Annotated in this window: 17 protein-coding genes; 5 read left to right on the top strand and 12 right to left on the bottom strand. The window is 71.9% G+C overall.

Annotated features, from left to right (window positions below; genetic code table 11):
* Positions 1-20: 20 nt before the first annotated feature.
* The 5 genes from ACIPEQ_RS10615 to ACIPEQ_RS10595 all read right to left on the bottom strand — a co-directional run bounded on the left by ACIPEQ_RS10615 (position 21) and on the right by ACIPEQ_RS10595 (position 5537).
* Positions 21-1115, bottom strand: coding sequence for an alkene reductase (locus tag ACIPEQ_RS10615; protein WP_209823920.1), 1095 nt, complete (start codon positions 1113-1115; stop codon positions 21-23).
* A gap of 53 nt (positions 1116-1168) precedes the next feature.
* Positions 1169-1381 (bottom strand): hypothetical protein, encoded by a 213-nt coding sequence (locus ACIPEQ_RS10610; protein WP_174234761.1) that lies wholly within the window; start codon positions 1379-1381, stop codon positions 1169-1171.
* Between the two features lie 49 nt (positions 1382-1430).
* The gene (locus tag ACIPEQ_RS10605) at positions 1431-1877 is read right to left on the bottom strand and encodes a MarR family winged helix-turn-helix transcriptional regulator (protein ID WP_058749737.1); all 447 of its coding nucleotides are present in this window, start codon (positions 1875-1877) and stop codon (positions 1431-1433) included.
* A 296-nt stretch (positions 1878-2173) separates the two neighbouring features.
* Positions 2174-4828 carry an MMPL family transporter gene (locus tag ACIPEQ_RS10600; RefSeq protein WP_402715109.1) on the bottom strand — a complete coding sequence of 885 codons (2655 nt, stop codon included), beginning with the start codon at positions 4826-4828 and terminating at the stop codon, positions 2174-2176.
* Positions 4829-4901: 73 nt separating this feature from the next.
* Positions 4902-5537: a TetR family transcriptional regulator gene (locus ACIPEQ_RS10595; RefSeq protein ID WP_402715108.1), complete on the bottom strand. Its 636-nt coding sequence runs from the start codon at positions 5535-5537 to the stop codon at positions 4902-4904.
* A 195-nt stretch (positions 5538-5732) separates the two neighbouring features.
* Between ACIPEQ_RS10595 and ACIPEQ_RS10590 the strand changes: the two genes are divergently transcribed.
* Together ACIPEQ_RS10590 and bla are read left to right on the top strand one after the other, a co-directional pair.
* Complete coding sequence (locus tag ACIPEQ_RS10590; RefSeq protein ID WP_402715107.1) at positions 5733-7214, top strand: mannitol dehydrogenase family protein; 1482 nt, start codon at positions 5733-5735, stop codon at positions 7212-7214.
* 272 nt (positions 7215-7486) lie between these two features.
* A complete protein-coding gene (gene bla, locus ACIPEQ_RS10585) occupies positions 7487-8464 on the top strand; it encodes a class A beta-lactamase (RefSeq protein ID WP_402715106.1) in 978 nt (325 codons plus the stop codon).
* Between the two features lie 31 nt (positions 8465-8495).
* Here the strand turns inward: bla and ACIPEQ_RS10580 are convergent, their stop codons facing one another.
* Positions 8496-9488 carry an alpha/beta hydrolase gene (locus ACIPEQ_RS10580; protein ID WP_354027535.1) on the bottom strand — a complete coding sequence of 331 codons (993 nt, stop codon included), beginning with the start codon at positions 9486-9488 and terminating at the stop codon, positions 8496-8498.
* 219 nt (positions 9489-9707) lie between these two features.
* Between ACIPEQ_RS10580 and ACIPEQ_RS10575 the strand changes: the two genes are divergently transcribed.
* Complete coding sequence (locus ACIPEQ_RS10575) at positions 9708-11768, top strand: transglycosylase domain-containing protein (RefSeq protein ID WP_402715105.1); 2061 nt, start codon at positions 9708-9710, stop codon at positions 11766-11768.
* 68 nt (positions 11769-11836) lie between these two features.
* On the opposite strand, the gene ACIPEQ_RS10570 is transcribed toward ACIPEQ_RS10575, so the two are convergent.
* The 4 genes from ACIPEQ_RS10570 to ACIPEQ_RS10555 all read right to left on the bottom strand — a co-directional run bounded on the left by ACIPEQ_RS10570 (position 11837) and on the right by ACIPEQ_RS10555 (position 16063).
* Positions 11837-12871 carry an ABC transporter substrate-binding protein gene (locus ACIPEQ_RS10570; RefSeq protein WP_402715104.1) on the bottom strand — a complete coding sequence of 345 codons (1035 nt, stop codon included), beginning with the start codon at positions 12869-12871 and terminating at the stop codon, positions 11837-11839.
* A gap of 86 nt (positions 12872-12957) precedes the next feature.
* A complete protein-coding gene (locus tag ACIPEQ_RS10565) occupies positions 12958-13830 on the bottom strand; it encodes an ABC transporter ATP-binding protein (RefSeq protein WP_402715103.1) in 873 nt (290 codons plus the stop codon).
* A complete protein-coding gene (locus tag ACIPEQ_RS10560; RefSeq protein WP_402715102.1) occupies positions 13827-14987 on the bottom strand; it encodes a FecCD family ABC transporter permease in 1161 nt (386 codons plus the stop codon). Before ACIPEQ_RS10560 ends, ACIPEQ_RS10565 begins: the two co-directional genes overlap by 4 nt.
* Positions 14984-16063, bottom strand: coding sequence for an iron ABC transporter permease (locus ACIPEQ_RS10555; protein WP_250367894.1), 1080 nt, complete (start codon positions 16061-16063; stop codon positions 14984-14986). Before ACIPEQ_RS10555 ends, ACIPEQ_RS10560 begins: the two co-directional genes overlap by 4 nt.
* A gap of 29 nt (positions 16064-16092) precedes the next feature.
* On the opposite strand from ACIPEQ_RS10555, the gene ACIPEQ_RS10550 reads away from it, so the two are divergent.
* Together ACIPEQ_RS10550 and ACIPEQ_RS10545 are read left to right on the top strand one after the other, a co-directional pair.
* Positions 16093-16932, top strand: a complete 840-nt coding sequence (locus ACIPEQ_RS10550; RefSeq protein ID WP_402715101.1) for a siderophore-interacting protein — start codon at positions 16093-16095, stop codon at positions 16930-16932.
* A gap of 23 nt (positions 16933-16955) precedes the next feature.
* Positions 16956-17333, top strand: coding sequence for a VOC family protein (locus ACIPEQ_RS10545; RefSeq protein WP_209679008.1), 378 nt, complete (start codon positions 16956-16958; stop codon positions 17331-17333).
* Between the two features lie 194 nt (positions 17334-17527).
* On the opposite strand, the gene ACIPEQ_RS10540 is transcribed toward ACIPEQ_RS10545, so the two are convergent.
* Together ACIPEQ_RS10540 and ACIPEQ_RS10535 are read right to left on the bottom strand one after the other, a co-directional pair.
* Positions 17528-18445, bottom strand: a complete 918-nt coding sequence (locus ACIPEQ_RS10540; RefSeq protein WP_250367895.1) for a carbohydrate ABC transporter permease — start codon at positions 18443-18445, stop codon at positions 17528-17530.
* 1 nt (position 18446) lies between these two features.
* On the bottom strand, positions 18447-19412 hold the full coding sequence (locus ACIPEQ_RS10535) for a carbohydrate ABC transporter permease (protein ID WP_402715100.1): 966 nt from the start codon (positions 19410-19412) through the stop codon (positions 18447-18449).
* Between the last annotated feature and the right edge of the window lie 43 nt (positions 19413-19455).

The following is a 19455-nucleotide window of genomic DNA, read 5'->3' as shown; positions in this document are numbered from 1 at the left end:
TCCGTGACAGGTGACGTCGACTACGCGACGGGCTCGCGGACCTGGTCGAGCGTCGGGTAGTCGGTGTAGCCCTCGGCGCTCGCGCCGTAGAAGAGCTCCGGGCGCGGCTCGTTGAGCTCCGCGTCCTGCTCCCAGCGCTCGGCGAGGTCGGGGTTCGCGATCGCGGCCCGGCCCACTGCGACGGCGTCGGCGAGGTCGCCGTCGAGCAGCGTGATCGCCTCGTCGCGGGAGGTCATCGACGAGAAGCCCGAGTTGGCGATGAACGGAGCGCCTGCGGTGCGCCGCACGTGCTGCACGAGCTCGCTGGCCGGCTCGGCGTGCAGGACGTCCACGAAGGCCAGCCCGAGCGGCGCGAGGCCCTCGGCCACGGCGGTGTAGGTCGCACGGACGTCGGCGTCGTCCTCCTCGAGCACGCCCTGGATGTTGTGCTGCGGCGAGAGACGGATGCCCACGCGGTCCGCGCCGACGGCCTCGGCGATCGCCGTGGTGACCTCGACGGCGAAGCGCGCGCGGTTCTCGGGCGAGCCGCCGTACTCGTCGGTGCGGGTGTTCGACACGGGGGAGAGGAACTCGTGCACGAGGTACCCGTTCGCGCCGTGCACCTCGACGCCGTCGAGCCCGGCCGCGATCGCGTTGCGGGCGGCGCGGACGAAGCCCTGGACGGCTTCACGGACCTCGTCGGTGGTGAGCTCGTGCGGCACGGGCATGTCGGCCTTCGAGCCGTCGGCGAGGTGCGTCTGCCCCGGCGCGGCGATCGCCGAGGGGCCGACGATGCGCGGGGTCTGCGAGATGTCGGTGTGCGAGACGCGGCCGCCGTGCATCAGCTGCATGACGATCGTGCCGCCGCGCTCGTGCACGGCGTCGGTGACGCGGCGCCAGCCCGCGACCTGCTCGTCGGTCTCGATGCCGGGCTGCCCGGGGTAGGAGCGGCCCTCCTGCACGGGCCAGGTGCCCTCGGTGATGATCATGCCGAGGCCGGCGCGCTGCGCGTAGTGCTCGACGAGGAGGTCGTTGGGGATGCCCTGCTCACCGGCGCGCGTCCGGGTGAGGGGGGCCATGACGATGCGGTTGCGGAGGTGGAGTGCGCCGAGGTCGGCGGCTTCGAAGAGCTTCACGAGTCCGTTGAACCACGTGTTGCGCCGGGCAATTCCGATCCCGCGGCGGATGCTCAGCGTCCGGGGCACACCAGGGTGCTCGAGCGGACCTGACCCTCGGGGCGGATCACCGTGTGCTGCGAGAGCGGCTGCCGGCAGATCGGGCAGGGGCGGTCGACGGTGCGGTCGTCCGCGCCTTCGACGTGTCCGGCGCCGATCTGCGACGGGCCCATCTTCTCGATGAGCGTGCGGTTCCAGCGGTCGTACCAGCTGCCGAAGCGACCCACGGTCCGTCCTTTCGTTCGTGCACGAATCATTCTGCCACGAAGGGGGCGCTCAGTCGAGGGCGTCGACGCGACCGAGCAGTTCCGTCAGGTCGTCCTTGAGCCGTTCGAGCCGCTCGAGTGGCCAGCCCAGCCGATCAGCCACCGCGACGGGGACCGCACGTGCCCGGTCGCGGAGCGCTCGCCCGGCGGTCGTGAGCGACACCTCGAGCTGGCGTTCGTCGGCCGTGCTGCGCTGGCGTCGGACGTAGCCGGAGGCCTCGAGCCGCTTCAGCAGTGGGCTCAGCGTGGCGGAGTCGAGGCGGAGTTCCGCGGCGATCTCGCGCACCGACCGCGGGTCGTGCTCCCACAGTGCGAGCATGACGAGGTACTGCGGGTGCGTCAGGCCCATCGGGTCGAGCAGGTCGCGGTACAGCCCGATGACGCTGCGGCTCGTCGCGGCCAGGGCGAAGCAGAGCTGCCGGTCGAGGGCCAGGGGGTCGACGTCGGTCGCAGTCATGCGTCCACGGTACTTCGTCCACGAACGGTCTGGAGGCCCGGTGCCGTGGTCCTGTGCCCGTTCCTTCCCATGGCACGCGCGATGGCAAGTGGAACCGGGCGTACCTGGTCGGACAGGACGACCCGGTACGCCCGATCTCGCCAGGTACGCCCGCTTCCGCCAGGGGCGCCCGGGTCCGGCAGGGATGCCTGGAACCGCCTGGAGGCCCGGTGCCGGTCTCGTGGACCGGCACCGGGCCTCCAGGCGGTGCTGCGGGACTGTCGCCGACGCGCGGTGCGCGCGCCGGCGGCCGTCGCCTAGGCGCGGTGCGTCGGCGTGTGCGCGTCGTGCGATTTGGCGTCCGGCTCCAAGTCCGCGGCGTGCGACCCGCGGTGCGCACCGGTACCCGCACCGGCACCGGCCACGGCGGGCTCGGCGCGGTGGCCGCGGTCGTCGCCGGGGTGCGACCGCTCGAGCTTGGCGCCCTCGACGTCGACGTCCGGCAGGATGCGGTCGAGCCACTTCGGGATCCACCACGCGCTCGTGCCGAGCAGGTGCATGACCGCCGGGATGAGCAGCATCCGGACGACGAAGGCGTCGACGAGGACACCGAACGCCAGGCCGAAGCCGATCGGCTTGATGGTCGAGGACTCCGAGAAGATGAAGCCCGCGAACACCGAGATCATGATGATCGCCGCTGCCGTCACCACCGCGCGTCCGGCGTGCAGCCCGCGCTGGACCGCCACCTTCGCCGAGGCACCGTGGGCGTACGCCTCGCGCATGCCCGAGACCAGGAAGAGCTGGTAGTCCATCGCGAGCCCGAACAGGATGCCGATCTCGATGATGGGCAGGAAGCTCAGGATCGGCGCCGGGTCGTGCACACCGAACACGGAGCCGAGCCAGCCGAACTGGTAGATCGCGGTCAGGCCACCGAAGGACGCGAGCACGGACAGGATGAACCCGGCCGTCGCGGTGATCGGCACGAGGAACGACCGGAACACGATGATGAGGATGATCAGCGACAGGCCGACGACCACGACGAGGTAGAGCGGCAGCACGTTCGCGAGCTTCTCCGACACGTCGATGTTCGCGCTCGCGTTGCCGGCGACCCCGAGTGTCACCCGGCCGTCGTCGGTCTGCACCGTCTGCTCGCGCAGGTCCTTGACCAGGGTCTCGGTCGAGACGCTGTCCGGGCCGCCCGCGGGCTTGACCTGGAACGCGATGATGTCGCGGTCGGACGAGGCGCCGATCGGCAGCACGGCCTCGACGTCGTCGTTCTTCGCGAGCGCCTGCCCGATGGTGACCTCGGTCGCGGTGACGTCGTCCTTCGCGATCGCCTTCGGCAGGTCGGCCACGACGAGCAGCGGACCGTTCTGGCCGGCACCGAACTCGTCCTCGAGCGCCTTGTAGGCCTTGTACTGCGACGAGTCGGTCGCCTCGGACGCACCGGTCGGCAGACCGAGGCGCATCTGCGTGGCGGGCAGGGCGATCGTGCCGAGCACCGCGACACCGGCGACGAGCGTGATCACGGCGCGCCAGGTCGACATCGGCTTGTTCGGCACCCGGACGGAGCCGGTGTGCCCGATCTGCTGCCGCTCCTTCTTCCGCAGGATGCGCATCCCGAGCAGGGACAGCAGCGCCGGGGTGAACGACGTCGCGATGAGGATCGCGAACAGCACCGCGACGGCGCCGACCGTCCCCATCAGGCCGAGGAACGGGATCCCGGTGATGTTCAGCGCGAGCAGGGCCACGATGACCGTCGTGCCCGCGAAGACCACGGCGTTGCCGGACGTGCCGTTCGCGAGCCCGATCGACTCGTGCACGCCCATGCCCGCCTTCAGCTGGGTCCGGTGTCGGTTGAGGATGAAGAGCGAGTAGTCGATGCCGACCGCCAGGCCGAGCATCACCCCCAGCACCGGCGTGACCGAGATGAACTCGACCAGGCTCGAGAACGACAGCGAGGCGAGGGTCGCGACGCCGACGCCGAGCACGGCGGACAGCAGCGGGATCGCGGCGCCGATGACCGTGCGGAGCATCAGGAAGAGCACGAGCGCGGCGATGATGACGCCGACGATCTCACCGGGGCCGAGGATCGACGGGACGCCCTGGGCGATGTCGTTCGAGACGTACACGTCGACGCCGTCGATCTTCGCGCTCTCGGCGCGGTCGGAGATCTCCTGCTTGGTCTCCTGCGGCACCTCGAAGGTCGACTTCGTGAACTGCACGGTGCCGATCGACGCCGCGCCGTTCGAGGACACGAAGCGGATGTCCTTCGACAGGTCGAGCAGGTCGGACCCCTGCTCGAGCTGCCGCTGCTGGTCGTCGAGCTCCTGCTGTGCCTGCTCGAGCTGCTGCTGGCCCGAGGTGACCTGCTGCTGCTGCGCGTCGATCTGCGCCTGGGCCTGCGCGAGCTGCTGCTGCCCGGCCTGAGCGGCCGCGCTGGTCGCGGCGGCAGCTCCGGCGGCCTGGGCCTGTGCCTGTGCCTTCTGCTGGTCGAGCTGCGCCTGGGCCGAGGCGATCTGCTGCTTGCCGGACTCCAGCTGCGTCTTCTGCTGGTCGATCTGCGCCTGGCCGTCCGCGATCTGCTGGCGGCCGTCGACGATCTTCTGCCGCTGCGCGTCGAGCTGGTCCTGCGTGGTGAAGCCGTCGCGGACCTCCTTGACGCCGTCGAGGTCGGCGATCCCGTCGAGGAAGTCCTTGACGTCGGCCTTCTGGGTCGCCGTGAAGGCCTTGCCGTCCGTCGTCTCGAAGACGAGCGTGCCGTTGCCGCCGTTCGCCGACGGGAACTTGTCCGCCAGCTCGTCCTGCACCTGGCTCGTCTTCGTGTTCGGGATCGTGATCGACGAGGAGATCGTGCCCGCGAACAGGCTGTAGGTGAGCCCCGCGATGCCCATGATGACGATCCAGGCGATGATCACCAGCCAGTGGCGTCGTGCGGAGAACCGTCCGAGACGGTAGAGGAGACCGGCCATGCGGTTGCCCCGTCCTTTCGTGTCAGGTGCTGTGGTGGAGCGGGGTGCGCCGGTGGACCCCGGGGGGGAGTGGTCAGGAGGCCGGCATGTAGCCGGAGCGGACGCTGTGCACGAGTCTGCTCAGCAGCGCGTCCCAGGCGGTCAGCGACGCGGGCGTGAGGTCGGGGCCGTCGTGGGTGAGCCAGTGGTCGGCGATGACGACGATGCCGCTCATGAGCGAGTCGACGAGCAGCGCGGTGTCGAGCGGGTCGGCGCCGGGGTGCCGTCGGGCGACCTCGTCGCGCAGCCGGTCGGTGACCCGCGAGAACGCGGTCTGGGTGAGGACCGCGGCCTTCGGGTCCTCCTTGCCCGGCTCGCCGATGATCCGGTACATGCCGGAGATCGCCGGTGCGAGGTCGGCGCCGCGTGCGGCGGACTCGAGCTCCTCGAACATCGACGCCCTGCTGCCGTCGCCGACTGGGGTCCGTGCCATGTCGGCGAGGAACCGGTCGATGATCACCGACAGCTCCTGCTCGCACACCGCGAGCAGGACCTCGTCGAGCGAGGCGAAGTGGTTGAAGACCGTCCGACGCGCGACGTCGGCGCGGGACGCGAGGTCGTCGACGCTGAACCCCCGACCACCGCGCTCGTCGACGAGGTCGCGCGCAGCCTGCAGGATCGCGGCGCGGTGCTTCGCCTTGAGGGCGGCACGACGGTCGGTGGTGGTCACGTCTGACAACACTAGGTGCATCGATGCACTCGGTGCACCTTCTCCGAGTGACCCCTCAGGTTCGTCCCCCGAGGCGGTCCGACCGCGGTCCGGGATCACCACGCGCGTGGGGAACGCCGGTTCTGCACACCGGTTCCGCCCGCCGGTCGCGACTGACAGACTGGGTGCTCGCGACCGCCGTACGAAGGAGTACCCATGCCCGTCCGCCTGAGCCCGGAGACCCTGGACCAGATCGCCGCGAACGGCGTCGCGGTCCCCACCTACGACCGCGACGGCATCACCACCGGGATCGTGCACTTCGGCGTCGGCGGCTTCCACCGCGCGCACCAGGCGATGGTGCTCGACCGGCTGCTGCAGCGGGGCGAGGCGCGCGAGTACGGCATCTGCGGCGTCGGTGTCCTCGAGCAGGACCGCCGGATGGCCGCAGCGATGGACGAGCAGGGCGGCCTGTACACGCTCGTGCTCAAGCACCCGGACGGCACCCGGGAGTCCCGTGTCGTCGGCAGCATCGTCGAGTACCTCCTCGCCGTCGACGACCCGGACGCCGTCGTCGAGAAGATGGCGCACCCGGACACGCGGATCGTCAGCCTCACCATCACCGAGGGCGGCTACAACTTCGACCACGTCACGGGGGAGTTCGTCGCGGACGAGCCGGGGGTCGCGGCGGACCTGCGCGGGGACGCTCCGCCGCGGACGGTCTTCGGCCTCGTGGTCGAGGCGCTCCGACGTCGTCGCGACCGGGGCCTCGAGCCGTTCACGGTGATGTCGTGCGACAACATCCAGGGCAACGGACACGTCGCCCGGCAGATGTTCACGAGCTACGCACGTCTGCAGGACCCGGCGTTCGCCGACTGGATGGACGAGCACGTGTCGTTCCCGAACTCGATGGTCGACCGGATCACCCCGGTCACGACGGACGAGGACCGGGCGTGGGTGCGTGACGAGCTCGGCATCGAGGACGCCTGGCCGGTCGTCGCCGAGCCCTTCTTCCAGTGGGTGCTCGAGGACGACCACCCCGCCGGTCGTCCGCGGTACGAGGACGCCGACGTCCAGCTCGTGGAGGACGTCGAACCGTACGAGCTGATGAAGCTCCGGCTGCTCAACGCCAGCCACCAGGGCATGTGCTACTTCGGGTACCTGTCCGGGTACCGGTACGCGCACGAGGCCACGCAGGACGAGGCGATCGCGACCTTCCTCCGCCGGTACATGGACGAGGAGGCCTCGCCCACGCTGCACCCCGTGCCGGGCATCGACCTCGCGGACTACCAGGCGACACTCATCGAGCGCTTCCGGAACCCCGAGGTCCGCGACACCCTCGCCCGCCTGTGCGCCGAGTCGAGCGATCGCATCCCGAAGTGGCTGCTGCCCGTCGTCCGCGCGAACCTCGCGTCCGGCGGTCCGGTGGCGCTGTCGGCCGGCATCGTCGCGTCGTGGGCGCGGTACGCCGAGGGCACCGACGAGGACGGGCAGCCGATCCAGGTCGTCGACCGCCTCGCCGACCGGTTGACCGCTGCTGCGCGGCAGCAGCGCGAGGACCGGCTCGCCTTCCTGCGCGATCGGCAGGTGTTCGGCGACCTGGTCGACGACGAGCGCTTCGTCGCGGCGTACCGCGACGCGCTCGACGGCCTGCTGCAGGACGGCGCGCACGCGACGGTCACGCGCCTGTCGCGGTCCTGACGCACCGCCCACCGGACGGGAGGCGCGGGGCGGCGCTGCGCCGTGCCTCCCGTCCGGACACGGCCGGCCTGGAGGTGCGTGGCGGGCGTGCACCGTGCCTCCCGTCCGCCCGCGCCGGACCTGAGGCGCGTGGCGGACGAGCGCCGTGCCTCCCGTCCGACCGTTGCGGACCTGGCCGACGGCGCCCCCTGGCGCTCGTCGCGCCCTGGTGTGCGGGCGCGCGACGTCCGCGCCGGGGTGCGACGTCCAGGCGGGTCGCGGGTGGGGTCGGCATGCTCGTCCGCGTGCGGACGACGAGGACGACCCTGGCCACCGTCGCGGCGGTCGCCGCGCTGACGCTCGCGGGCTGCAGCGGCAGCGGTGGTGCGGGCACCGTGAGCTCGGCGAGCGGCGCGCCGACCGCGTCGGCGACCGCGACCACGACGACGGGACCGACCCCGACGGCGGACGCGGCGACGTCCCGTGCGTTCGCCGCGCTCGAGCAGCAGTACGCGGCCCGTGTCGGCGTCGTCGCGATCGACACGGCGGACGGCAGCAGCACGGGGTACCGAGCTGACGAGCGCTTCGCGTTCGCGTCGACGAACAAGGCGTTCATCGCCGCGGCGGTCCTCGACCGGTCGAGCGGCGCGGACCTCGACGAGGTCGTCCACTACGGCCGCGGCGACCTGCTCGCCTACGCACCCGTGACGAGCCAGCACGTCGACGAGGGCATGACGGTCCGAGCGCTGGTCGACGCCGCACTCCGGCAGAGCGACAACACCGCGGCGAACCTGCTCGTGGACCGGCTCGGCGGCGTCGGCGGTGTGTCCCGGTGGCTGCGCGGGATCGGGGACGACGTGACCCGGGTGGACCGCGTCGAACCCGACCTGAACACCGCGGTCCCGGGCGACCCGCGCGACACGACGACCCCGGCGCAGTCGGCAGCCGACCTGCGCGCGGTCCTGCTCGGCGACGCACTCGACCCCGACGACCGGGCGCTGCTGCGGTCCGCGATGGCGGGGACCACCACCGGCGACGGCACGATCCGGGCCGGCGTGCCGGACGGGTGGTCGGTCGCGGACAAGACCGGGACGGCGTCGTACGGGGTGCGCGACGACATCGCGGTCGTGCAGCCTCCCGGCCGGGACCCGATCGTGCTCGTGGTGTTCACCACGCGCGACGGTGCCGGCGCGGACGCCGAGCCCTCCGACGCGCTGGTGGCCGCGGCGGCGCGGGTGGCGGTGCGGTCGGTCGGCGCCGCGTCGGGCTGAGCTGCCGACCCGCGGCCGGCGGCGAATGCCGTCAGCGCGGGAGCGTGGTGGCCCAGCGACCGAGCACGTCCCAGACCTGGTCGCGGACGTCGGGCGCCGAGAGCACCACGTCGTGCAGGGCTCCGTGCAGACGCCGGACGGTCACCTCGTCACCGAGCGACAACGCCCGGTGCGCGACCACGTCCACGTTGAGCGCGACGTCCGCGTGTGCCATCCCGTCGTCCCACCGCGGCTGCAGCATGCTCTTGTCGCTGAGCATCACCAGCGTCGGGACCGTGAGACCGAGCCCGTGCTCGACCCGCTCCTGCCCGGTGAACACCGCGGCGAGCCACCCGGGGTGCAGCGGGAAGCCCCGTTCGGGTCGCCAGCGCTGGTCGTAGGTCCACGAACCGTCGCCCGTCGCGGACACCGTGCGGGTGTAGAAGCCCGGGTCGACCGCCGGCATCGGCGCGAGGGGGTTCCGCCTGGCGCCGAGCTTGATCACCGGTGCGACGATCGCCCGACCGAGCGCGCTCGCCTGGAACTCGAGCCACGGGCTGTTCAGCACCAGGCCGTCGACGAGCTCCGGGTGCCGCGCGGCCCAGAGCGACAGGGTGAGACCACCGGTGGAGTGCCCCATCGGGACGAGCCGTCGACGGGGACCGCCGTGGTGCTCGGCGGCGATCGCGTCGAGGGCGGCACCGATGTCCTCGTCGTAGACGGCCAGGTCGTCGACGAACCCGGGCGTCTGGTGCGGCCGGAGGCTCCGGCCGTACTTCCGCAGGTCGAGGGCGTGGAAGCGCGCACCGAGCCGCTCGAGGTGCTCCGCGAGCTCCACCTGGAAGAAGTAGTCGGACCAGCCGTGCACGTACAGCACGTCCACGCCGTGCAGCGGCCCGCGGGCGTGCAGCAACAGGTCGTTCGGCGATCGCCGTCGTCGGACGAGCGTCGCGACGACCGGCCCTTCGCGGTCCTCGCCGAGCGGGAGCTCGAGGCGCTCGAACGGGGCTCCCAGCACGTCCTCGTGCCACTGCCCGGTCCCCATCAGCCGAGCGTACCGACGACCGCGGGGTGACGGTTCGGTCACGGTCGGGTCACGGGACGGTGACGGCGGGGGTCCCTCCGGTAACGATCCGTACCGACTCGGTCCTTTCCCAGCGGTCGTGCCGGTCCTCCCCGGGGAACCCCGGGCGGACGCCCGACCAGCGTTGGGAGGGTCACCCGACGCCACCGGACGACGGGGGCGGGACCACGAGGGGGAGACATGACGATGCGACGTGCGACCGGGGCGGCCCTGGGCTTCGTCGGCGGCAGCGTGCTGGCGGGGCTGCTGGTCGGGGTCGGCGTGACGCCGGTGCTCGCGGTGGCCGGGGTGGGGACGACCTCGGCGATCGACCTGTTCGACTCGATGCCGGAGTACATCGAGATCGGTGACCTGCCCGAGCGGAACGAGATCTGGGCGTACCAGGGCGGGCAGCCCGTGCACCTGGTCGACGTGTGGGACCAGAACCGGCAGGAACTGTCGCTCGACCAGATCAGCGACACCCTCGAGCACGCCGCGATCGACGGCGAGGACAAGCGCTTCCGCGAGACCGGTGGCGTCGACCCGACGAGCCTGGTGCGGTCGGTCGCGAGCGTCATCGCCTCCGGCGGGCAGGGCGGCTCCGGGGGCTCGACGATCACGATGCAGCTCGTGCGGAACATCAAGATCCAGCAGGCGAGCGAACTGCCGACCGTCGAGGAGCGCGAGGCCGGACACCGCGAGGCGACGGAGAAGAGTGCGCAGCGCAAGCTCGCCGAGGTCAAGCTGGCGATCGGGCTCGCGAAGGAGTACTCGAAGGACGAGATCCTCGCCGCGTACCTGAACATCGCCTACTTCGGCGACCAGACCTACGGCGTGCAGGCGGCCTCGCAGCGGTACTACGGCAAGGACGCCACGGACCTGACCCCGGCCGAGGCCGCGTCCTTGATCGCCATCGTGCAGTGGCCCGAGCGCCGCGACCTGTCGACGCCCGAGCACCACGCCGACAACCAGGCCCGGCGTGACGTCGTCCTCCGATCGATGCACGACCAGGGGCACCTGAGCGACGCGGACCTCGCCGCGGCGCTCGCGTCACGTCCGGCCGACTACGTCCACCTCACCGCACCCCAGCAGGGGTGCGAGTCGGCGGTCCGCGGCGCGGAGTTCTTCTGCGCGTACGCCGAACAGGTGGCGCAGGACCTCCCGCAGCTCGGCGCCGACCCCGATGCGCGCGCCGCCGCCTGGCGCACGGGCGGCTACCGGGTGCAGACCACCCTCGACCTCGACCTGAACACCCGGCAGAAGGACCTGCTCGCCCTGCACGACCCCGCGACCGAGAGCCGTCTCGCCCTCGGTGCCACGCTCGACACCGTCGAGGCGGGGACCGGGCGGGTGCTGACGATGGCGCAGAACAAGGACTTCGACCGCTCCGCGGACGCCCCGGCGACGGCGACCTCGCTCAACTACGCCACCGACGAGTCGAACGGCGGATCGAAGGGCTTCCAGGTCGGCTCGACCTACAAGATGTTCACGCTGCTGCAGTGGTTGGAGTCCGGCCGGAGCCCGGACACCGTGGTGGACGGCACGCGGAAGGCCCGGAGCACGTGGACGCAGTGTGGGCAGCGGGTGACGCTGGGCACCCCGTACGACCCGAAGAACGACTCGCCGGGGCAGACCGGGCCGTACTCCGTCCGCGCGGCGACGGCGCAGTCGGTGAACGCGGCGTACGCGGACATGGCGTCGCAGCTCGACCTCTGCGACATCCGGGACACCGCCGCGCGATTCGGTGTCCACCCGGCGACGGGTGGGGAGCTGCCGGCGAACCCGGCGGCGATCCTCGGGACGACGAGCATCGCCCCGCTCACGATGGCGGCCGCCTACGCCGGCATCGCGAACGGCGGCGTGACCTGCGCCCCGGTCGTCGTCGACCAGGTCACGGGCCCCGACGGCACGGCACTCGGCGGGCAGCCGCGGTCCTGCACGCGGGCGGTCTCGGCCTCGGTCGCCGCCGAGGCGTTCGCGGTGATGCAGGGGGCCTTCCGCGGCGGCACGGCGACCGGTGGGCAGACGCCCGACGGGGCGACGCTGTTCGGCAAGACGGGCACGACCGACGCGGCGGACCAGATCTGGCTCGTCGGCGGGACCTCGCGCGCGGTGACGGCGTACTGGCAGGGCAACACCGACGGTGGGAAGACGAACCTGCGGTCCGTCGGGAGCGGTCAGGGCGGCACCTACGCCGGGTCGCGGGCTGCCGTGTGGCGGCAGGCGCAGACGGCGGTGAACGCGGCGCTGCCCGCCGGCTGACGTCGCCCGAGACGGACGGGAGGCACGGTGCCAGCCGGCACCGTGCCTCCCGTCCGCGACGATCGCGGCTACGACACCTTCTTGCTGTCCGTGAGCCAGCCCGCGAGCTTCGTCATGTAGTCGGCCTGCGACGCGTAGTCGAGCGCTGGGAAGGTCCAGCTGTGGACCTGGCCCGCCTCGAGCGCCGGGTTCTCGGCGAACGTCGGTTGCTTCTCGAGGTCCGCGACCTGGTAGCCCTGCTGCGAGAGCAGGATCACGTCACCGGTGATCTGCCCGGCGTTCTCCCACGAGTAGATGCCCCAGTAGAAGCCCTTCGGCTTCGGCTCCACGAAGTCGACGCCGAACGACGAGTACATCTGCAGGGTCGGCTCGTCGGACGGACGCGTCACGTACGCGCCGTCGCGGTCCGCGTACATCGAGACGACGGACACGTCGCTCGACTTCGCGGCCTGCTCGAGGGTGTCCTCGGCCTCGTCGAAGCGGTCCTCGGCGGCCTCGACCTTCGACTCGGGCGCACCGAGCGACTCGGCCAGGCCGGCGATCTTCTCGATGACGTCCTCGCCCTTGCCGCCCCACTTCACCTGGACGACGGGTGCGATGGCCTCGACCTGCTGCTCCTGCTCCTTGTCCTTGAAGCCGTAGCCGGGCTGGGTCTCGTCGAGGGTGCCCTTCTCGTCGGTCGGGTACACCGACGTGACGACGAGGTCCGGCTTGAGCGCTGCGAGCTGCTCGAGGTCGATGTCGCCGTACGCCTGGCCGAGCTGCGTGATGCCGTCCGTGTCGAGGTCGTCGAAGCGGGCGTCCTTCGCCATGGTCAGCTGGCCGAAGGTGCCGACCGGACGCAGACCGTACTCGATGAACGAGATGGCGATGTCGTTGAGGACGACGACGCGCTTCGGCGTGCTGTCGGTCTTCACGGTCGCACCGGTGGCGTCCTCGTACGACCAGGGACCGGAGGCGGTCGAGGCGTTGCCGGCGGTGTCCCCGGATCGGGCGGAGTCGTCGGAGCCGTTCGCTCCGGAGCAACCGGCGAGCAGGAGGGCCGGGACGGCCACGGAGGTCACGAGGGCGGCGCGCAGGGAGCCGCGGCGGGGGATCTTCACGTTAGGAGAGCCTAACCTAACTCTGTGAGGACCGCCAGCCTGTGACGACCAGGCCGCCGGGGCGGCGGCACGTCACCGCGCCGGACTCAGACGGACGTGCTGGGTTCGTCGGCCTCGGGCACGATCATCGGCGCGCCCGTCACGGGGTCCGGCACCACGCGGGCGTGCAGCCCGAAGGCGGTCTCGAGCACCGCGGGGGTCAGGACCTCGTCGGGGGTCCCGTCCGCGACGACCCCGCCGTCGTGCAGGACGACGAGCCGGTCCGAGTACCGCGCGGCGAGCGTCAGGTCGTGCAGCACCATCACGACGGTCGACCCCTGCTCGCGGTTCAACCGCCGCACCAGGCGGAGCACGTCGAGCTGGTGCGCCAGGTCCAGGTACGTGGTCGGCTCGTCGAGCAGCAGGGTCTCCGCCTGCTGCGCCACCACGAGCGCGATCCAGGCGCGCTGCCGCTGCCCACCCGACAGGCTCGCGACGTCGCGGTGCGCGACCTGGGTCAGTCCGGTCGCCGCGATGGCCTGCTCGGCGACGTCGGCGTCGTCCGCCGTCCACGGCTTCGCCCAGCTCTGGTGCGGGTTCCGACCGCGCATCACCAGGTCGAGCACACTCGTGCCCGCGGGAGCCACCGGCGTCTGCGGCAGGATCGCGAGCCGACGGGCCACGGCGCGGTTCGGCTCCTTGCGGATCGGGGAGCCGTCCAGCAGCACCTCGCCGGACTGCGGCTTCAGCACGCGGCCGAACGCCTTGAGGAGGGTCGACTTGCCGCAGCCGTTCGCCCCGAGGAAGGTCGTCACCGTGCCACGCTCGATCCGCAGGTCCAGGTCGCGGAGGACCGGGTCGCGGTCGTAGCCGACCGACAGGCCACGGGCCTCCAGGACGGGAGGCACGGTGCCGGTCGCGTCGAGGCCACCGGCCCGGTGGGTGCGGGCTGTGCTCGTGCTCGCGGTCGTGGCGGTCATCGGGACATCTCCTTGCGGTGGCGGACGAGGAGCCAGATCAGGTAGGGGGCGCCGACGACGGTGGTCACGATGCCGACGGGCACCTGCCACGGGAAGGCGGAACGGGCGAGCAGGTCGGCGCCGAGGACGAGCACCGACCCCAGCGCTCCGGCGAGCAGCAGCGGTGGGCGGTTCGTGCCGGCCAGGCGCAGGGCGACCTGGGGGACGACGAACGCGACGAAGCCGATCGGTCCGGCGGCGGCGACGGCGGCGGCGGTGAGGACGACCGCGAGCGCCAGGACGAGCAGCCGGTGCCGCTGCACGCCGAGCCCGACGCCGGTCGCGACCTCGTCGCCGAGCTGCCCGATGCCGAGCGCGGCGCTGGTGGCGAGGGCGATCGGGACGCAGACCGCGGCGACGAGCAGGAGCGGCCACACGGTCGTCCACGAGGTGCTCGACAGGCTGCCGACGAGCCACTGCGACGCCGCGGTGGCGACGGTGATCTTGGCGCGGACGAGCAGGTAGCTCGTCACGGCGTCGAGCGTGGCGCTCACCCCGATGCCGACGAGCACGAGCCGGTAGCTCTGCACCCCACCCCGCCACCCGAGGCCGTACACGGCGGCCGCGGCGACGAGTGCCCCGATGGTCGCCGCGACCGGGATCCCGCCGCTCAGGACGACCGAGGACACGGAGTAGGTGCCACCGCCGAGCACGATCGCGGCGACTGCGCCGACGCTCGCGCCGGAGGTCACGCCGATGATGTCCGGCGTGCCGAGGGGGTTCCTGGTGACGGTCTGCGTCAGCGCGCCGGCGGTCCCGAGCACCAGGCCGACCAGCGCGCCGGTGAGGACGCGGGGGAGCCGGAGGGTCGTGACGATGAAGCCGTCGGGTCCGTCGTCGGCGCCGAGCAGCGCGCGGACGACGGTGCCGGGGGCGATGAACGTGCTGCCGACCGCGACGCCGAGCACGACGAGGACGAGGGCGACCACGATCGCGCCGACCGTCCAGCCGAGCACCCGCGGGCGCCAGGCGAGGCCGACCGGTCCGATCCGGACACCGCGGCGGCCGGCGGGCGCACGGCCCGTGCCCGGCGTGCCCGTGCCAGGCGTGCCCGGTCCCGCGCTCGCGCCGGCGTCCGGCCGGTCGGCGCCGCGCCGCGTGCCGGTCGCGGCGGTCACAGCGACACCAGCGATCGACGTCGGGCGACGGCGACGAACACCGGGCCGCCGAGCACCGCGAGCACGATGCCGACCTCGACCTCGGAGAACCCGCCGACCAGTCGTCCGACCACGTCGGCGACGAGCACGAGCGCAGCCCCGACGAGTGCCGACACGGGGAGCGTCCAGCGGTGGCCGGTGCCGACCAGGGCCCGGGCGACGTGCGGCACCGTCAGGCCGACGAAGCCGATCGGACCGGCAGCCGCCGTCGCACCGGCGGCCAGGAGCGTGATGCCGCCGAGCCCGACGAGCCGCGCGGCGAGCACGTTCTCGCCGAGGCCCTTCGCGAGCTCCGCTCCGAGCCCGAGGGCGTCGAGCGCGCGGGTGTTCCAGACCGCGAGCACGGCGCCGACGAGCAGGAACGGTGCCGCGGCCGCGAGCACGTCGAGCTGTCGGGCGGCGAGCGACCCGACGACCCAGAGCCGGTAGGCGTCGAGGGACTCCTGGTCGGTCAGCACGATGAACGAGGTGAGGGCCCCGAGCAGGGCGGACACGGCGGCGCCGGCCAGGGCGAGGGGTACCGGGCTCGCGGTCCCGCTGCCGGCGACGGTCACCGAGAACACGACGACGCTCGCCACGACGGCCCCGACCAGGGCGAACCAGACCGTGGCGCCGGTGCTCGTGACGCCGAAGACGTAGACGCCGAGCACGACCGCGAGCCCCGCGCCCGACGAGACCCCGAACAGCCCGGGGTCGGCGAGCGGGTTGCGGGTGTGGCCCTGCATGAGGAGTCCGGCGATGCCGAGCGCTGCCCCGACCGCGGCACCGATGAGGGTCCGCGGGATGCGCGACCCCCACACGACGGCCTCCGCGGTGCTCGACCCGGAGCGCGTCAGCCCCGCGAGCACCTGGTCGACGCCGAGCCGGTTGCTCCCGAGGAGCATGCTCGCGACCGCGGCGACGGCGAGCACGACCACCAGGACCACGACCACGAGCAGTCGTCGGCGGACGGCCCGACGGTGCACGCCGTCGGCACGCGGTGGGCCGTCGGTCCGGGCAGCCCGGTCGGGCGTCAGGACGGTTTCGGGGGATGGCACGCGGACCAGCTTAGGGTAGCCTTCCCTTCATGGCGAAGATCCCGCGGCTCATGCCCGAGGCACCCCGGCTCTTCCGTGCGCGGGTGCTCCACTCCGTCCGGCACACCCCGTCGGTGCAGCGGGTGACCGTCGTGGGTGACGACCTGCACGAGTTCCCGTTCGCCGGGTACGACCACTGGTTCCGCCTGTTCCTGCAGCTCCCGCACCAGTCCACCTTCACGCTGCCCGAGATCGACGGCACCCGCTGGTACCCCCAGTACCTCGCCATCCCGCAGGACGAGCGCCCGCACCTGGCGAACTACACGGTCGCCGCCTTCCGGCACCTGCCCGACGGCACGGCCGAGATGGACGTCGACTTCATCGTCCACACCGACGTCGACGGCGCGCTCGAGGGCGGCGCGGCGATCTGGGCCTGCGCGGCGCGTCCGGGGGACCAGCTCGCGGTGCTCGACCAGGGCCGCATCTTCGACTGCCCGGACGACGTGAGCGAGGTCGTCGTCGCGGCCGAGGAGACCGGGCTGCCCGCCGTCGTCGGCATCGCTGCGTCGCTGCCCCGTGACGCCGTCGGCCGCATCATCCAGGAGGTCCCCACCGCCGCCGACGTCCGCGTGCTCGACGCCCCCGTCGGCGTCGAGGTCACGTGGATCGTCCGCGAGCACGTCGACCCGCACGAGGTCCCCGGGCGGGCGGCGCTCGCCGAGCTCGAGCGGCACGTGCCGTGCGACGACCGTGTCTACGCCTTCGTCGTGGGGGAGTCGCGACTCGCGACCGCCGGCCGTCGGCACCTGCACCGCGCCGGGGTCCCGAAGTCGCGGATCACGTTCTCCGGCTTCTGGAAGCACGAGGCGCGGCAGGCCGTCCCCGTCTGAGCCGAGCCGGGTAGCGTGCGGGCATGAGCGTCCGACTGAGCGAACTCGTGCTGAACTGTCGCGACCCCGAGGCGCTGTCGCGCTTCTGGTGCGCGGTGCTGGACTACGTCGAACTCGGCAAGGACGACGACGGCGTCGAGATCGGACCGGCGTCGGGGTTCGGCGGTGCGACCCCGACGATCATCCTCAACCGGGTCGACCACGCACCGACCCAGACCCTGCGACTGCACCTCGACCTGTCGCCGGTCGACCAGGACCAGGACGCCGAGCTCGAACGGCTGCTCGCCCTGGGTGCGCGTCCCGCCGACGTCGGGCAGACCGGCGAGGAGTCCTGGCACGTGCTCCAGGATCCCGAGGGCAACGAGTTCTGCCTGCTGCGGACGCGGCTCGACCCGCTCTGACCCGCGTCCCCGCTGGACGGAACAACCCATCGCGCGCGCAGTAGGAAGCGCTTCCGCGCGTGGCAGTTCGTTCCTTCTGGCCTCCCGTGCGCGGAAGGGTCACCCAAGCGCGGAAGGGTCGCCCAAGCGCGGAAGCGGACGGGAGGCACGGTGCCAGCTGGCACCGTGCCTCCCGTTGCGTCGATGCGGGGCGTCTAGCCCTTGAGGCCCGAGCCCGTCACGCCCTCCACGATCTGCCGCTGGAAGACCAGGTAGAGGATGATCAGCGGCAGCGCCGCCAGGATCGCGCCGGCCTGGATGTCGGCGTAGCGCTGCCCGAAGCTGCCCTGCACCGTGGCGAGCCCGACCGGGATGGTCATGAGGTCCGGGTTCGACAGCACGAACAGCGGCAGGAGCAGGTTGTTCCAGACACCGACGAAGGTCAGGATCGTCACCGCGGCGATCACCGGGCGCGACAGCGGCAGGATCACCGACCAGTAGATCTTCCACATGCCCGCACCGTCGATGCGCGCGGCCTCCTCGAGCTCCTTCGGGATGCCGTCGAAGAACTGCTTGAAGATGAACACCGCGATGACGGCCGGCACCTGCGGGAAGATCACCGACCAGTAGGTGTTGAGCAGGCCGACGGCGTTGAGCTCCTGGAAGATCGGGATGATCAGGACCTGCGTCGGGATCATGATGCCCAGGATGATGAGCAGGAACGCGACGTTCCGGCCGCGGAACACCAGGCGTGACAGCGCGAAGGCGGCCATCGAGGCGAACAGCACGGTCAGGGCGGCGGTCACGAGGCTCGTGATGCCGCTCGCCAGGTACCAGTTCCAGATGTCGCCGGCCTGGAACAGCGACGCGTAGGAGTGCAGCGTCGGGTTCCAGTTCGACAGGATCGCGTTCGCGCCCAGGGCGGCGACGCCGTTGTCGGACAGCGAGGTCTTCAGCGCGAACAGGCTCGGGATGAGCCAGATGATCGCGAACACCGTCAGGATGATCGCGGCCGCGATGTTGAAGCCCTTGCCGGAGACGCCGATCTTCGCGGCGTTGGCTGGGGCTGCGGCCGAGACGCCGGAGCGCAGCTTCCGCGGACGCGACGTGGTGATGCTCTCGGTGGCGGTCATGTCAGGCCCCGATCTCTCGCTTGGCGGCAGCGCGCTCGACGAGCTGCCGGATGACCGCGATCGCGACGATCACGATGAACAGGAGTACCGACGCGGCGGACGCGGCGCCGAGGCGGTTGTCGGTGAAGCCGACGCCGGTGATGAGCTGCAGCGAGACCTGGGTCGAGATGCCCGGGCCGCCGTTCGTCATCAGGTAGACCTGGTCGAAGATCTTCAGGCTCGCGATGATCTGCAGCAGGATGACGAGCGTCGTCGTGCGGCCGAGCAGCGGCAGCGTGATCGACTTGATCTGCTGCCAGTTCGACGCGCCGTCGACGGCCGCGGCCTCGTAGAGCTCGCGGGGGATCTCCTGCAGACCGGCCAGGTACAGCACGAAGTTGAAGCCGAGGGTCCACCAGACCGTGGCGATCGCGACACCGATCATCGCGGTGTTCGGGCTGGACAGCATCCCGGACCCGGGCGTCATGCCGAGTGCGGTCTGCAGGCTCGCCCAGAGGCCGGTCGCCGGGGTGAAGATGAACACCCAGATGAGCGAGATCGTCGCCGACGGCAGGATGAACGGCAGGAAGAACGCCAGGCGGAAGAACCACTGGCCGCGGTTCATCCGGTTCGTCAGCACGGCGAACACGAACGCCAGGACCACGAGCGGCGGGGTCGTGTACAGCGTGAACTGCAGCGTGTGCCAGAGCGACGACCAGAAGTCGCTGCGCCCGAGCATCTCGGCGTAGTTGGCGAACCCGGCGAAGCTGCCGAGCCCGGTGCGCACCGTCGAGGTGTTGAAGAAGCTCGTGACGATCATCCAGACCGTCGGGCCGAGCAGGAAGGCCGCGTAGAACAGGCCGAACGGGGCGAGGAAGAGCCAGCCGGAGCGGCCCTGCCCTCGGTTCGTCGAGTTCGCGCGGGGCCGCGCACGACGGGTGACGGTCGCGGCGTCCGTGGGGCGGGTGAGAACTGGTGCAGCGGTCACGTCATCGTGCCTTTCGCGCGGTGTCCACGGGGACGAGGAGGAT

Source organism: Curtobacterium sp. NPDC087080, from assembly GCF_044745105.1.
Taxonomy (GTDB): domain Bacteria; phylum Actinomycetota; class Actinomycetes; order Actinomycetales; family Microbacteriaceae; genus Curtobacterium.
The sequence above is the reverse complement of the archived record's forward strand: the minus strand, read 5'-3'. Positions and strand labels throughout refer to the sequence as shown.

Bases quoted from the DNA above. Each gene is read 5' to 3' on its own strand.
- ACIPEQ_RS10605 (WP_058749737.1), bottom strand. From the start codon at position 1,877: ATGACTGCGACCGACGTCGACCCCCTGGCCCTCGACCGGCAGCTCTGC.
- ACIPEQ_RS10600 (WP_402715109.1), bottom strand. From the start codon at position 4,828: ATGGCCGGTCTCCTCTACCGTCTCGGACGGTTCTCCGCACGACGCCAC.
- ACIPEQ_RS10590 (WP_402715107.1), top strand. From the start codon at position 5,733: ATGCCCGTCCGCCTGAGCCCGGAGACCCTGGACCAGATCGCCGCGAAC.
- bla (WP_402715106.1), top strand. From the start codon at position 7,487: ATGCTCGTCCGCGTGCGGACGACGAGGACGACCCTGGCCACCGTCGCG.
- ACIPEQ_RS10580 (WP_354027535.1), bottom strand. From the start codon at position 9,488: ATGGGGACCGGGCAGTGGCACGAGGACGTGCTGGGAGCCCCGTTCGAG.
- ACIPEQ_RS10575 (WP_402715105.1), top strand. From the start codon at position 9,708: ATGACGATGCGACGTGCGACCGGGGCGGCCCTGGGCTTCGTCGGCGGC.
- ACIPEQ_RS10565 (WP_402715103.1), bottom strand. From the start codon at position 13,830: ATGACCGCCACGACCGCGAGCACGAGCACAGCCCGCACCCACCGGGCC.
- ACIPEQ_RS10550 (WP_402715101.1), top strand. From the start codon at position 16,093: ATGGCGAAGATCCCGCGGCTCATGCCCGAGGCACCCCGGCTCTTCCGT.
- ACIPEQ_RS10545 (WP_209679008.1), top strand. From the start codon at position 16,956: ATGAGCGTCCGACTGAGCGAACTCGTGCTGAACTGTCGCGACCCCGAG.
- ACIPEQ_RS10540 (WP_250367895.1), bottom strand. From the start codon at position 18,445: ATGACCGCCACCGAGAGCATCACCACGTCGCGTCCGCGGAAGCTGCGC.